Source organism: Segatella maculosa OT 289 (genome assembly GCF_000243015.1).
Lineage (GTDB): Bacteria > Bacteroidota > Bacteroidia > Bacteroidales > Bacteroidaceae > Prevotella > Prevotella maculosa.
In genome coordinates, this window is record NZ_JH594503.1 from 164,792 (window position 1) to 180,565 (window position 15,774).

6 protein-coding genes are annotated in these 15,774 nt (G+C 52.9%); 1 reads left to right on the top strand and 5 read right to left on the bottom strand.

Features of this window, described 5'->3' with window-relative positions; translation table 11 throughout:
- Window positions 1–625: 625 nt before the first annotated feature.
- The 3 genes from HMPREF9944_RS06695 to hflX are packed head-to-tail and all read right to left on the bottom strand — an operon-like array spanning window position 626 to window position 6,667.
- Window positions 626–3,532 (bottom strand): M16 family metallopeptidase, encoded by a 2,907-nt coding sequence (locus HMPREF9944_RS06695; protein WP_008565355.1) that lies wholly within the window; start codon window positions 3,530–3,532, stop codon window positions 626–628.
- A 4-nt stretch (window positions 3,533–3,536) separates the two neighbouring features.
- Window positions 3,537–5,384 (bottom strand): DUF4954 family protein, encoded by a 1,848-nt coding sequence (locus HMPREF9944_RS06700; RefSeq protein WP_008565356.1) that lies wholly within the window; start codon window positions 5,382–5,384, stop codon window positions 3,537–3,539.
- 35 nt (window positions 5,385–5,419) lie between these two features.
- On the bottom strand, window positions 5,420–6,667 hold the full coding sequence (gene hflX, locus HMPREF9944_RS06705) for a GTPase HflX (RefSeq protein ID WP_008565358.1): 1,248 nt from the start codon (window positions 6,665–6,667) through the stop codon (window positions 5,420–5,422).
- Between the two features lie 445 nt (window positions 6,668–7,112).
- On the opposite strand from hflX, the gene HMPREF9944_RS06710 reads away from it, so the two are divergent.
- On the top strand, window positions 7,113–8,717 hold the full coding sequence (locus tag HMPREF9944_RS06710; RefSeq protein ID WP_044113475.1) for a beta-N-acetylhexosaminidase: 1,605 nt from the start codon (window positions 7,113–7,115) through the stop codon (window positions 8,715–8,717).
- A 604-nt stretch (window positions 8,718–9,321) separates the two neighbouring features.
- On the opposite strand, the gene HMPREF9944_RS06720 is transcribed toward HMPREF9944_RS06710, so the two are convergent.
- Window positions 9,322–13,380 carry a hybrid sensor histidine kinase/response regulator transcription factor gene (locus tag HMPREF9944_RS06720; RefSeq protein ID WP_044113477.1) on the bottom strand — a complete coding sequence of 1,353 codons (4,059 nt, stop codon included), beginning with the start codon at window positions 13,378–13,380 and terminating at the stop codon, window positions 9,322–9,324.
- A 624-nt stretch (window positions 13,381–14,004) separates the two neighbouring features.
- On the bottom strand, window positions 14,005–15,732 hold the full coding sequence (locus HMPREF9944_RS06725; protein WP_008565361.1) for a cellulase family glycosylhydrolase: 1,728 nt from the start codon (window positions 15,730–15,732) through the stop codon (window positions 14,005–14,007).
- Between the last annotated feature and the right edge of the window lie 42 nt (window positions 15,733–15,774).

Here is a 15,774-nt window from a genome sequence, read left to right on the forward strand (position 1 = left end):
CGGACGCACGAGCCGTGCGTCCCTACATGCGCATAAACAAGCAACTTATTCACCCGTTTACTCGTCAACTATCAACTGAAACGTGAACGGACGCACGAGCCGTGCGTCCCTACATGCGCATAAACAAGCAACTTGTTCACCTGTTTACTCGTCAACTATCAACTGAAATGTGGGCGGACGCACGAGCCGTGCGTCCCTACATGCACATAAACAAGCAACTTATTCACCCGTTTACTTGTTAACTGTCAACTGAAATGCGGGTAGACGCACGAACCGTGCGTCCCACATGCATTCATCGTGGTTTTCCACATGGGGAACATTGCGACGCAATCCCAGCCATATTGGCGCGCAATATCACTCATTTTGCGCGATAAAATGGGCCATATTGCACGCCAATATGGCTGAGATTGCAATTCACAATGGGACAGGCTGTTATTCCATTCTACCGAAAGAAACGAATAAGGACGCAGGGGCCATTCGTCCGCTCCATCAATCTGCCTAAAAATAGTGCGTCGATTGATTTATGTTTTACATTGAGCGGACACACGGACCGCGCGTCCCTATACGCCTATCCCAATGGGAATGCGTTACACTTTCTTCTACTTCGCAGTGTAACCGCAGGCGATTAATAACCGAAAATGTCCTCGGTGGTGAGGCGTTGAACAGGACCTATCTGCTCAAGCAACGTCATATCGAGGTTCTTTTCGTCGCCGAGAACGGCGTAACGGAAAGATTCTTGAGCGATGTTCCGGTTGGCAAAGTTGACGATATCCTTCAAGGTCAGCCTCGGCAATGCGGCATATACGTCTTGCATATAGTCGTGATTGAGGCCCAATTGCCTGAGCGACAGGTAGCGTTGAATGACACCGAACTTCGTCGTTCGGCTGCTTTGGATTGACTTTCTGAGGCTCTGTTTGGCCAAATCAAAGGCAGCTTGGTTCTGTGGCATGCTGACGAGGATTTCGTGGAAGACCTTGATACAGTCGTTCATCTTGTCGTTTTGCGAGATGATATGCGTGAAAAAGCTCTCGGATTCTCCCTTATATTCGGGGCGTTTATACACGGCATAAGCGTTATAGGCCAGCCCTCTTGTCTCGCGAAGTTCTTGGAATACCACGCTGTTCATGCCTCCGCCGAAGTACTGATTGAAGAGAGTTTCAACGGGAGTCCGCGCAAGTGACCACTCCCCTCCCCTGTTATTGTACTGCCGCATATAGATATTCTTGGCATCGTATGGGGCAATGAGGACCTCATTATTGTCGGTATTCTGTGGCTCATAAAGCTTGTTCACGGGACCGGCTGCCAGCTTTTGCGGCGTTTTATGGGTGCTGACAATCACGGCTTCCAACGTTTTAAGATCGGAAGGTCCGTAATAGAGCACGGTGTGCTTCAGGCCATTGAGCTTGTCGAGCAATGAAATCAACTGCTGAGGGTCCATGCTTCGCAACGCTTGCGTAGCGATGATGTTGCGCGTTGGATTGTATTTGCCATAGACAGCATAGTCCCAAAGCGCATTGAAATTGGCCTTTTGGTCGGTCTTAGCGTCTGCGCGTGACTTCTTAGTCAGGTCACAATAGCGGCTCCAAGAGTCGTTATCGGCCTTTGACTGATGGAGCACTTTCTCCAAAAGTTGCAGTGCCTCGGGCATGTTTTCATTAAGTCCGCTGAGGGAAATGCTGATGTTTCGCTCGCCAACACTGACGGAATAGCTGCAAGCGAGCTTGTAGAAGGCTTGCTTGATTTGCGAAATCGTCATGTCGCGGGTGCCGATGTAGTTCAGATAGTCGGCTGCATAGCCATAGCGATTGTCGGCTGTTGAACCGAAGTCGTAGCGGAACACGAGGTTGAAAAGGCCGTCATCGGTGTTCCGTTTATAAATATAAGGTAGGCCCGAAGATAGCTTTCCCTGTGCCAATTCCTTGTTATAGTCAACGAAGACGGGCCGGATAGGCTTGGTTTTTGCCATGCGGATGGCATTGAGGAACGGGCTTTCAAACTCGCGATTTGCAGGAATCGGCGTGATGATAGGCTTCTCTATCTTCTTCAAAGTGGAGTCGATTCCCATGCGTTTGTAGACACATACGAAGTTATCCATGCGCAGATGGCGGCGTGCAAAGCCGATGATGTCCTGCTTGGTGAGCCTGGATTGGCGGTCAATCTGCAAGGCCGTGGCGGCCCATTTCTTGTCGTTGATGAAGGCATCTACCATCATTTGGACGCGACTTCGGTTATTATCGAGCGACCGAAAGTATTGAAGTTTCTTGTTAGCCAGCACAGCCGGCAACAGATCGTCGCTGAATTCGCCACGCCCCAGCTTTGAAATCTCGGCCAAGATGAGGCTACGTAGGTCTTCAAGTTTTTGGCCATGTGCGGGCACTCCCTCGATGATGAGGGCCGAATAGTCGTGAAGGTCGTCAAGAAAAGCACCGGTTTCCATGGCTTTCATCTGCTGGTCGATGTTGATATCAAGCAGACCAGCCTTGCCGTTCGACAGCATCCTCCGCACGATGTCGAGCGTGTCGTTCTGCAATTGGTTGGCACCTTTGAAGCGCCAACCCATCATAACGTTCTCTGCATCCTGCCCTACGACGCTCGTATCTCTTGGCATCGTGATGGCTTTCTGGGCTGGGAACTCGGGCCGAGTGAGCCGTTTTCCGGCTTTCCATGTGCCGAAATACTTGTCAATAACGGCAATCGTGGCATCGGGATCAAAGTCTCCTGCCAGCGCAATGGCCACATTATTCGGCACATAATAGCGGTGGAAATAGTTCTTGATATTGACGATTGAAGGGTTCTTCAGGTGCTCCTGCTCGCCAATCGTGGTCTGCGTGCCATAGGGATGCGTGGGCGTAAGGAGCTTCCAAAGGGCAGCATACTCTTTGGTTCCATCGCTTCCCATCGATATGTTCTTCTCTTCATAAACGGCTTCGAGCTCGGTATGGAAGCCACGGATAATCATATTCCGGAAGCGGTCGGCCTGAATGCGGGCCCAATTCTCAATCTCATTCGACGGAATGTTCTCCACATAGCAAGTCACATCGTTGCTCGTATAGGCGTTACTTCCCTCAGATCCGATGCTTGCCATGAGCTTGTCATACTCGTTGGGAATGTTATATTGGGCAGCAAGTTGCGACACTGAGTCGATTTCATGATAGGCCTGCTTGCGCATAGTGGGGTCGGTCAGCGTGCGATAGTGCTCATAACGCCGTTCGATGTCGTCGAGATAAGGTTTCTCTTTAGCGTAGTCGGTGGTGCCAAACTGCTGGGTTCCCTTGAACATCAGATGCTCCAAGTAGTGCGCCAAGCCCGTTGTTTCGGCGGGATCGTTGCGAGATCCCGTGCGAACGGCAATGTTTGCCTGCAACCGGGGCTTCTCTTTGTTGACACTCATGTAGACCTTTAAGCCGTTGTCGAGGGTGTAGATGCGGGTCTGCATGGCGTCTCCCTTGACGGTGGTGAAGTGATAATCCTTGGCCGAAACCGATGCGGTGAGAGCCAAAGTCAATGTAAACAAGATAGTTTTTCGTCTCATATTGTTAGTTTTCGAAGTCAATTTCATGGTCAAGGTTGTCAATGAAGTCATCAAGGACGTGCTTTTCGACATCGCCCATGGCATATTCCTTCTCGGCATCCTTGCGTATCTCGGCTATCCACGCACGTCGGGCACGCACGTAATCTTCGCGGATTCGTGCCTCATCTGCATCGGTAATCTCCGTCAGATGATAGTAATCGAGTATCAATTGATAGGTCCAAGCCCACTGATATTCGCGATAGTTGCGGTTGATTTCCTCAAAACGGTCGAGCACGTCCTGTATGGTTTCAATCTCTCCGTCCTTGATGTCGTCGAGCAAGCGCATCTCTTCGCTTTCCGGAAGCAGCAGTCCGCTGAGGTCATTCCATTTACCTTGGCCTACGGTCGTGGTCGGAGGCTCTACTGCACCAAGGCTTTTTACGACGCGTTTTAGCACGGCTCCCATGTAGATACGCAAGGCAATGTCGTAGTATTTGATGCCTTTATTGAGCGAACTTGGATTGATGACGTAGTTATGATAGGTATAGGAAGTGACGTTTTCGCCGCTGGCATCGAGCAGTTTCTCAAGGATTTTCTTGCCTTGAACAATCTCTCCGACCGAGAAAGGCGACAGCCAATCGAAGTTGACGATGCTCTTTTGACTGCCTGAAGGACGCACATCACGCTTCGGCCATTTGCGAATATCGCGATAAAGACCAACGGTTGTGATGTTCCTTCCGGGCGAAAGATACATCGTATCTCCATAAGCTATGAGGTAAGAAAAGGGCAGATTACGCGTGTCGGGGTGGTACATCAGCTTGCCAAAACACACGGAAAAGGTCCCGATATTGGCCGGCATGAGCACGTAAGCTCCACTGGCTGTCTTCGTTCCGCGCTCCAAAATGCCATAGTGCATGGGGCCCATCTTGTAGGCATGATTGCTGAAATTGGTCGCACTTCCAGCGTTATAGAATGAGAACTGACCGCCGATGAGCAGGCTACTCTTATGGTGACTGGCTGTGAACGGACCGCAGAATGCCGCGCAAGCCTCGCCATTGCTCATGTAAGAATTGGCGAAGAAGACGCTCGAAGAAGCCGTGAAACCATTACTAATTTGGCAGGCTTCGCCCACGAAACAATCCTGCATCTTCACGCTGTTGATGATACTTGAGCCTTCACTTATAATTGAATTCTCACAGATAACACCTGTCCCTATATACACATTTGAGGCAGGTGAGCTCAGAATAGTGCAGTCGCTGAGGCGCGCGGCCCCGTTGATTTCGCAGTCATCATGGATAACCGTGTTGGTAATTTCCTTGGTATTGACAATCTTTACGTTGTTTCCTATGGACGCTCGGTCATGCCGGTTACGTGCAATCTCCTCATTGATAAGGCGTCGGATGGCATCTTTAAGGGGCTTGTCGTGGAAATGTTTCACCATGAAAGCGGCGAACTGGCTGTTGAGATCGCTGAAGAGTATCACGTTGCCGTCGCCCACTTCATTGAGCACGGAGATGAGGTTGCCCTCGCCGTAAGTCGCCCCATCGGTGGTTTCCATCGAACTGACGTTGCTGATATAGCAGCCGTCGCCGATGGTATAGTTGTTGATGTAGTTGCCGATGTTCTCTATCAGGCAGTTATCACCTATGCTGACGTTACGCAAAGTGGCGTTATTGATGCCCGAATGTTTCAGAAACCCCCGGCTCACTTCGATGTTCTTGTCGAAGTCACCGATACGGATTTCACCATAAAGCATCACACGGTGCATGTAATTGGGCTTGAAATCCTCTGACACATACACGTTTGTCCAGTCCTCGGCCCAGCAGTTACGGTCTTCGAGAACCCTTATTTCTTCATCAGTTAGTTGTCGCATGGCAGTAATTCAAAATTCATAATTTATAATCGGGCTTATTCTACCTCCGGATACAGAAAGTCGTTATACGGATATTTCTGCACATGAAGCTCGCGTACCTTTTTATATAGCGTCTCACGGAACGCTTCCACGTTCAGTTTCTCCTTGGCACTGATGAACATACAACTCTCGTCGAGACGTGCCATCCATGTCTTTTTCAAGTCTTCCAAGGTGATGTTCTCACGCGTTTCGGGCGTGAGGTCGTCCTCATCTTTCTCTGTCCAGCGGTAATTGTCAATCTTGTTGAAGACTATCATCGATGGCTTTTCGTTGCAACCCAAGTCGGCAAGCGTCCGTTCAACCACTTGTATCTGCTCTTCAAAGTCGGGGTGTGAGAGGTCTACCACATGCAACAGCAGGTCGGCTTCGCGCACCTCATCGAGCGTGCTCTTGAAAGAGTCGACAAGGTCTGTGGGAAGTTTGCGGATAAACCCGACGGTATCGGCCAACAAGAACGGCAGATTCTCGATGACTACCTTGCGGACCGTGGTGTCGAGCGTAGCAAAGAGTTTGTTCTCGGCAAACACTTCGCTCTTGGAAAGCAGGTTCATAATGGTGCTTTTGCCCACGTTCGTATAACCCACGAGGGACACACGAATCAGTCGTCCGCGGTTCTTTCGCTGCGTAGTCTTTTGTTTATCGATTTCAAGAAGACGCTGTTTAAGCAACGTGATGCGCTGAAGAATGATACGACGGTCCATCTCCAACTGCGTCTCTCCCGGGCCACGGAGTCCCACGGAGCCTTTACCACCACCCGAACCCGAGCCACCTCCTTGGCGTTCCAAGTGGGTCCAGAGTCGTTGAAGCCGTGGAAGCATGTAGCGATATTGCGCCAGTTCCACCTGCGTCTTGGCGTTGGCCGTCTGTGCGCGCATGGCGAAGATATCGAGAATGAGCGACGTTCGGTCGAGTATCTTTACTTTCAGTTCGTTCTCTATATTACGTATTTGCTTGGCTGAAAGCTCATCATCGAAGATAACCATACCGATAGGCTCCTCGTTCTCCGCGCAGTCTTCGATGTATTGTTTGATTTCCTCCAACTTACCCTTGCCCACGTAGGTCACCGCGCTCGGCCCGTTCACCTTCTGCGTGAACCGCCTGACGGTCACCGCTCCGGCCGTGTCGGCAAGGAACTCCAGCTCGTCGAGGTATTCCTTCGTCTTGGCTTCGTTCTGTCCGTCGGTAATCAGCCCCACCAACACGGCAGTCTCGGCCTTCACTTCGGATATAACAAATTCTTTCATCAATCGTGTCCCTAATATAATATGGTGCAAATTTACGAAATTAGGCTGATAATCCGCATAAAGCGCCGAAGAATTTATGCGGAAAGAGAGCCGAGGCCGTCGCAAACGTTTGCGTAATTATTTGCACAATAAGCCCTACGATTTTCCGGATATATCTCCCTTTTCCCTATCTTTGCACCGTATGAATGATGTATGCAATCAAGATTTTCAATAAACATTAACTACATAAAGACAAACCTCTGAAACATTTCAAAGAAAGAAACGGTCCCGACGCGAAGTCGGGACCGTTTTCTATGCCTACGGTCTACGCCCCCTGCCCGTCGTTTCCCAAGCATTACCGGAAAATATAAGCACACAAGGGCACGGTATATCGTTTTTTTTCCGTATATTTGCCGTGAAAAATACAAACCATATTGATTAATACTTAAATTTAAGACAACATCAAATGAAAAAAATGTTACTATCGGTGGCAATGATGATGGCGACCCTCTCGCTGCATGCCACAGACGCGAATTATCAAGTAGTGCCACTTCCGCAAAGCATCATCGCCGAGAAAGGGGTCGCCTTTGTGCTCGACGGCAACACCACCGTCAGCGTAGTCGGCACCGACGAAGCCATGCTGCGCAACGCGGCATTCCTGAAGGAATACATTCGCGAGGCCACGGGCATCAATCCTACCGGAACGAACAAGAAAGCCGCCGCCATCACGCTCAAGCTCAACGCCAAGGTCGAGCAAGAAGAAGGCTACGTCATCACCGTGAAGGCCAAAGGCATCACCATCGAAGGCAAAACACCGCGCGGCGTGTTCTACGGTGTGCAGACGCTCCGCAAGTCGTTGCCCTTGGAACAGGCACAAAGCGTCACCTTCCCCGCCGCACGCATCGTCGACTATCCTCGCTTCGGCTACCGCGGAACGATGCTCGACTGCGGCCGCCACTACTTCAAACCCGAATTCATCAAGGAATTCATCGACATGCTCGCACTCCACAACCTCAACACCTTCCACTGGCACCTCACCGAAGACCAAGGCTGGCGCGTGCAGATAGACCGTTACCCCAAGCTCACGGAAGTCGGCTCCAAGCGGGCACGCACCGTCATCGGACGCATCACCGGCATTTACGACGAGATACCCCACGGAGGCTTCTACACCAAGGACCAGATGCGCGACATCGTGAACTATGCCGCCGAACGATACATCACCGTCATTCCCGAAATCGACGTGCCCGGCCACACGCAGAGCGTGCTCGCCTCCTACCCCGAGCTGGGCTGCACCGGAGGCCCCTACAAGGTGGGCGAGACATGGGGCGTATTCCCCGACATTCTATGCGCCGGAAACCCCAAGACCAACGAGTTCGTGCACAACGTGCTCGACGAAGTCCTCGACATCTTCCCCTCTAAGTATATCCACATCGGCGGCGACGAAGCCCCACGCGACCGATGGAAGAACTGCCCCCGCTGTCAGGCCGAAATCAAGCGGCTCGGCTTCAAAGGCGCACCCGGCACCTCGCCCGAGGCACAGCTGCGCATACACTTCATGAACCAAGTGGCCCAATACCTTGCCCAGAAAGGACGAAGCGTCATCGGCTGGGACGAAATCCTCGAAGGCGACCTTGACAAGAGTGCCACCGTCATGAGCTGGCGCGGCGTCAAGGGCGGACTGCAAGCCGTGGAGCGCGGCCTCGACGTCGTGATGACACCGCGAGACTTCTGCTACCTCAACTACTATCAGAACAAAGACCGCAACCTGCTCCTCCGCGACGCCGAGCTCTTCATCGACAAGGCCTACGCCTACGACCCCGTGCCCGCCGACGCCTCGCCCGCGCTCAAGCAACACGTGAAGGGCATACAGGGCAACCTCTGGACCGAATACGTCATCTCGCGCGACCTTGCCTTCTACCAGCTCCTGCCCCGCGCCGCCGCAATCGCCGAGACGGGCTGGACAGAGAACGACAAGAAAGACTTCGCATCGTTCAAGCAGCGCATGCGCAACCTCAACGCCCGCTACAAGCAGTTCGGCTGGAACACCTGCCAAGACATCTACAAGAAATAACCCTCATGACGGGCACGAGCGTCCTGTCCTGAACGCCCCACGCTGTCAGTACATCAACAAGGAAATCCCCCCGCTGTCCGCCTCGGCGGGCACGCCTATCAAGCGAAAGGGTCGGTGCGCAGCGCCGGCCCTTTCCTGCGTTTATCCCCCACCCGCTCCCCACGCTGCATCAATCCGCCCGCCAAAACCTTGCCGCCTGCCCACAAGAAAGGCCTCCCCTGCCTTTCATTATAGGACAACGTGCCCATGAGCAATACATCTCCTATCGACCTGCTATAAGGATTCCTAATTTCCCACCGCGGTGGGAATTATTTTTCACTACGGTGGGAAGAATTTTTCACCGCGGTGGGAAATATTTTTCACCGCGGTGGGAAATCGTACATCCTACTACCAAATGACAAGGATTCCCTATACAAAGAGGCTTGCATCTACGTTAGGAAAAGGGAGGAGTCCCGATATGAAGGGGCTTGTAGCTGCACTGGGAAAGAAAAGCCCCTTCCCTTTAGAAGAGAGGGGGAAGGGGCTTGCGGGCAGGTTGGCCTTGCGTCAGCGGCGGACGGCCCGAAGGTGGCGACGAAGGACCGGTGGGCGGGAGGCGGCGTGGCTACTTTCCGAAGCGACTCTTGTATTGCGAGGGCGTGAGGCCATACATTTCGGCGAAGTAACGCGAGAAGTAGCGCGGGTTGTTGAAGCCCACTTGATAGGCAATCTCGCTGACGCTGCGTTGGCTCTTGCGCAAGAGTTGCTCGGCATGGCGCAGGCGTATGTTGCGAATGAACTCGGAGGGCGTGATGCCCGTCACGGCGGTCAGTCGCTTGTAGAGCTGCACGCGCGACATGCCGAGCGAGGCACTCAGGGTTTCGACGCTGATATCGGCGTCGGAGAGGTGGTCTTCGATGTAGTCGGTGGCAGCCTTCACGAGCTTCTCGTCCATCGACGTGATGTCCATCTGCCTTATCTTGGGCTCGATGCGGCTGTTCTGCGGTCCTTCGTTCCACTTGATGAGGTTCCTGATGCGCAGCTCCAGCAGTTCCATGTCGAAGGGCTTCGCGATGTAGTCGTCGGCTCCGGCCCGCAGTTCTTCCAAACCATTCGCGTCGGAGGCGCGGGCCGTCAGCATGATGAAGGGAATGGCGGCGGTGTTGCGGTCGTCTTTGAGGGCTTTGCACAGCGCGTGGCCGTCCATTCCGGGCATCACGGCGTCGCAGAGTATGGCGTCGGGCCTGCGCTCTGCCATGCGTTCAAGGGCTTCGGCGCCGTCGTGGGCCACGCGCACGCTGAACTTCGCCGACAGTTCTTCGGCCATGAAGGCGAGGAACTCCTCGGAGTCGTCGACCACGAGCAGGTCGTGTTGCGGGCTTTCCGCCGGCGGTGGTGCGGTGGTGTCCTGCGTTTGGACAGCAACGTCGGGCACATCGCGAGGCATGCTCGGCACGTTGCGCACGGGAAGGTAGAAGATGAAGACCGAGCCGCCGCCGGGATTGTCGGCAACGGAGACCGAACCGCCGTGCATCTCGACGAACTTCTTCACGAGGCTCAGGCCGATGCCGCTTCCTTTGGCGTCGTCTTCGGCTGCGCCCGGAGCCTGATAGAAACGTTCGAAGACGTGCGCCTTGTCGGCATCGGCAATGCCTTTCCCTGTGTCGCTCACCTTCACTTCGAGCCGGTCTTCCTGCGCAGGGCCCGCTTCTTGGCGTGGAACGAGGCGCAGGGCCACGTCGATGCGTCCGCCTTCGGGCGTGAACTTGTAGGCGTTCGAGAGCAGATTGTTCATCACTTTGCGCAGTTTATCGTCGTCGAACGGCATCATCAGCGTTTCGACGGAGCTATAGAAGGTGAGCGACACCGGCTTTTCCATCAGCTCATCGAACGTTTGACAAATGACGCGGACAAACTCTACGACGTCTCCCGTGACCAATGTCAAGCGGCGATAGTCTTCGTCCAGCTTCCTGAAGTCGAGCACTTGGTTCACCAATCCCAGCAGTCGGCTGCCGTTGCGGAGCATCAGTTGCAGTTTTCTCTTCTTGGTTTCGTCTTGCTCCTTGCCAATCAAAGCCGAGAGCGGCGACAGTATCAACGAGAGTGGCGTACGTAGTTCGTGGCTGACATTGGCAAAGAAATCGAGCTTCATGCGGTCGAGTCGTCGTGCTTGTTCGGCCTCGCGCCTCACTTGTTCAAGCATCAGCCGGTCGTGTGCCCGCCGGATAAGCACCCTGCTGACGTAATAACACAGCAGCATGACGAGCAACATGTAGCCGAGGAACGCCCATGTCGAGAGGTAGAAGGGCGGACGTATGCGAATGTTCAGCCGGCTTACCTCGCTACTTTGCGTGCCGTCTGCATTGACCACCTTCACTTCGAGCGTGTAACTGCCGGCAGATAGGTTGGTGAATGTGACGGCCGGCATGCCGTCGGCAGTCAATAACCACTTGTCGTCGAAGCCTTTCAGGCGATAAAGGAAGCGACTCTTGTTGGGAATCTTGATGGCGTCGGACGCCAATTGAATGGTAAAGGCGTTCTCGGAATGGGCCAATGTGAGTTCACCTCCGTCGTGCAGCTCCTCATTCAAGATGACCCGCCCGTTATAAGCATCGCCAACGCGCAGCGGTTCGTTGAAGATGAGCAGGCCGGAAAATAAAGCCTTGGCCGGATAAGCATAGTTCCTGCCACGCTGCGGAGGCAGGATATCGATGCCGTCTTGCCCACCCACGACGACATTCCCATTGCGGCAAAGGCAGATGGCTCGGCTGTTGAATTGCCTGCTTTGCAGACCTTCGGTGTCAGAATAGTTGGTTACGAAGAAGCTCCACACGCCGTTTTCCCGTGCAGGCACCACATGTGAGATGCCTTTATCAGTGGCCACCCAAAGCGAATGGGCCGCATCTTCGACGACAGAGCAGGCAGCCACGCCCCGAACGCCTGCAAACAAAGACACCTCTTCCACGCGGTCGGTCTGCAAATCATACACCGAAAGACCCGAAGAAGCGGCATTCCACAACAGTCCCCGCGTGTCTACGAGCAACTGGTTGATGGACGAAACGGCAAAACGTCGGCCCGAACGCGTCTTGTCATACTTGATAATCTTATGCGTGCGCACGTTCAACACGGAATATTCCTTCTCATGTGCCATAACGATATTCCCCTGCGCGTCGAACGAAAGAGAAAGAATGAAATCGGAAGACAGGCCCGAATTGCGCGTGTTATAAGTGACAAAGCGGCCCGTCTGCGGGTTCATTACCTGCAAACCGCCGCCCAATGTGCCAATGATGATGTTGCCCTCGGCGTCCGTTTCCAATGCCCAGACGTTGTCATTCGCAAGCTCTCCCTTGCCTCCCGTGGCCCTGTAGGCCGTGAAATGACCGTTTTTGTAACGCGAAAGTCCGCCGTCGAACGAGCCAAACCACAGCGAACCGTCTTTTCCTACCGTGCTGCTGACGACGATATCGCTGCCCAAGCCCGTCTGTGCAGCCCGAAACCATCGCCGACTGCCCGTAGACGGGTCGTAAACCACGATGCCCCGGTCGTTCGTTCCACACCATAAGTTGCCCGAATTGTCCTCGACTATCGTGCAAACGTCGCCCAACGGGACGGTATGGAACATGGTTTCGCCCGGCGAACAATAGGCTGCACCGTTCTTATAGGTGCCCAACCAGAGCCCACCCCGGCCATCGAGGCAGATACTTTGAATGGTATTGTCGGGCAAACTCTCCCTGCGTTCGCGCTCATATTGATAAACAACCGCGCTGTGGTCGGCGGGATTGAGGCACAACAAGCCGTCATGATCGGTCGCAATCCACAGACATCCCCGTGCATCGGTCTTCAAAGTCTTCGCAATAATGCCCGTGACGGGAAGCCGATAGCCCTGCGCCTGCAAGAAAGCATCGGCCGTTTCGAACCACCGATGGGCCGATGCGCTCCACACTTTGGTGTGTCCCGTATAGGTAACCCACAAGTTCCGGCCGCGGTCCACGTGGATTGAATAATACCGATGCCGTCCATTGCTCCGCTGTTTCAACTCATTGTTCACCCAAAGTACCCTACCCTGCCGGCCATCTGCCTTCACTATCGTCCCATCGGCATATACCATAAAGACGCAATCCTTGTCGTCTGCCATGTCAGAGACCGTACCTTTCGGCAGTTTTCGGCCGCCCTTGCCTTGCAATGAGAACAAAATCGCCGTCTTGTTTCGCACATTATAATAATAAACCCTGTGGTCGTGGACGGCAATCCACATATTCTTCCGTCCGTCAATCTTCACATAGTAAGGCGTTCCCTGCATTCCTTTCGAAGCCATCCATTGGTTCAAGTGCGAATCGAAGCGACTTTCGCTCCTGATGAACCTGCAATAGCCCGCAGCCGTATGTAACCAAAGGTTGGTTTCAACGTCTTCCTGAACGTTGTCCACCACATTGTTGGGCAACGACCGCTCATCACCCGCCTTATTAAAGTAATTGCTGAAGCGAAACCCGTCAAAACGGTCGAGCCCCGACTGGGTTCCCAGCCAGATATAGCCTTTCGAGTCTTCAAAGACGCTGTTCACCTGACCGTTAGACAAGCCTTCCCGAATGCCCAACCGATGGAACATCAATGCGTTTTGCGCCGGTAATGCCGGACATAACGACCATTTTAAGAGCAAAAGGACAAAGAGAAAAAGACGCTTCATGCCATGAACAAAAGATTAAGACTGTCACAAAGTTAGCGTTTTTCCATAGCATCAACAAGTTTTCCGCCCGTTTTTTCCATATGAAGTCCGTCACCAGATTATCAAATCCGGGCCGGGAGCCCTGCCAATTTGCCGAATGTAGTGATGCACGGCCCGTGCGTCCGCTCGCATTGTAATTGACAGTTGACGAGTAAACAAGCGAACAAGTGGATTGTTCCGCACCAAGCGAGTGCGCGAACTACGCGAACCTACTTTCCAATCTCAGCCATATTGCGCGATAATCTCAGCCATATTGCGCGGTAAAATGGGTGAGATTGCACGGCAACATGGCTGATATTAGGAAGCAACGTATAAGTTATTGATTATCAGTTTGACGAATGTAGGGACGCACGACCCGTGCATCCGCTTGCATTTCAGTTGACAGTCGACAAATAAACAAGCGAACAAGTGGATTGTTCCGCGCTGAGCGGACGCACGAACCGTGCGTCCCTACATGCCTCTTGCCCGCAAATCATTCTGCCATTCGGTTAATCCTAAAGTTCAATGTTCAAAATTCAAAGTTCAAAGTCCTCAAAGTTCAACGTTCAAGGTCAAAGTCCCTCCATCTCTATCTCGGCTACTTCGTCATTTCACGGCGGCCACACCTTCCTTGATTCCCTGCATTGCGGGCGTTCCCCAAACCGTTTGTGTGGCCCGATTGATAATGGTCATCTTCGGAAAACTGCACACATTGATGTCCCATGCAAAGGGAACGATGCCGCGTTCGCCGGCATATTGGAACACTGTTTTGTACCAATGCTTCAGCGTAGCATTGAAAGTGGCATCGTCTTTCTGCCAGTTGGCACCGCATTCACCGATGATAACCGGGATTTTCTTATCCATAAAGGTCGTCTTGAGCTTGTCGAATTGCATCTTAACGCTGTTGGTATCGGTCCAAGTGTCTGTGGCTCCGCTGGTGAAATTCCATGGGTCATAGTAGTGAACTTCAACCATCAAGCGGTCAGTCTTGGTGTCATTGGGCATCTGAAGATAGCTACAAGTGGAGTTAATGTCAGTAGATGGACCTTGAACCACCAGCACACGCGACGCATTATTGCCTCCCGTGGCCCGTACGGCGTCCACGAAAGCCTGATTATACCGTTGCAGTATCGGGGTCAACGCTTGGTGATGGCCGTGGAAGAGCTTGTATTCTTGGAACGGTTCGTTGAGTCCTGCAAAGAGAACGTGCTCATCATAGTCTTTGAAAGCAAGGGCGATGTTGGTCCAAAGCTTCTTCAACTGCGCTGTTTTCGCCGTGATGGTGGCCTCATCTACGGCTTGGAAATGGTCGCGGGAGCTGCTGAAGCCGTCCACTTCGAGCCATCCTCCGTCCCAATGGTCGTTGATAATCACGTAAAGACCGTCGGCAACGCAATAGTTCACAATCTCTTTCACGCGGTTCAGCCACTGTTCGTCGATGGTCATTCGGGCCTTATCGGTAAGGTGTCCCATCACCCATGCAATCGGAAGACGCACACTTTTGAAGCCTTGTGCCTTCACTTCGTCGATGATTTTCTGCGATGTCTTCGTGCTTTGCCATGCCGTTTCGGTCGCCAGACCACCTTTATTGGTGAAATTGTTGGCCAAGTCGCCGGCCTCAAGCGTGTTACCTAAGTTCCAACCGGGATACATCAAGGCAGCCAATTCCATGGCAGAAAGCGACATGTTTCCCGCCTTGCCTGCCGATTGCGCTATGGTAACGGCCTCGGTCAGGCTGACATCGCCCTTTGAAAGGGTGAAACTGACAGTCGAAGTGCGTGCCGTTCCCACGTTTTTGCTTACATGGAACCGATGAAGATAGGCCTTCATGTCAGCCCGGGAGCCTTTCGTTTCGCTGATCCATTCGGCACCAAGCGTCACCGTATAGGGCGCATTGGCCTGTAATGTCACCTCTATATCGCCGCCATCGGCCCCGACATTCAGCGTTTTCGCAGACTCTATGACCAGGCCTTCAGTGGAAAGCTGCGTCACGGTGACCGTTTTTGTCTCGCCACCGACGCTGATTGAGACCTTAGCCGTGCGGTCATTGAAGGCCGTGTTGGCCTCGGTTGCAAACTGATATTTATAAACCGTTTTCGAGGTTGACGGCTGTGGCGTGATTTTCAGCCAGCTTTCAGACGACGAAATCGAGGGCGTTGCAGCCCCACGCACATAAAACAACGCTTCACCTCCTGATTTTGCAAACTGCAATTCGGCCTTCGACAGTGTGAACGTCGTGTTTACCGAAGGTTTGTCTTCGTCTTTTGTGCAAGCCGAAAAGGCCAGCATGGTAAACGTCATCAGTAACAATGACAATAATTTTATTCTTTTCATACGCTTTTTCTTATTCTGTTTTTTCCTTAAACAACCCATCTC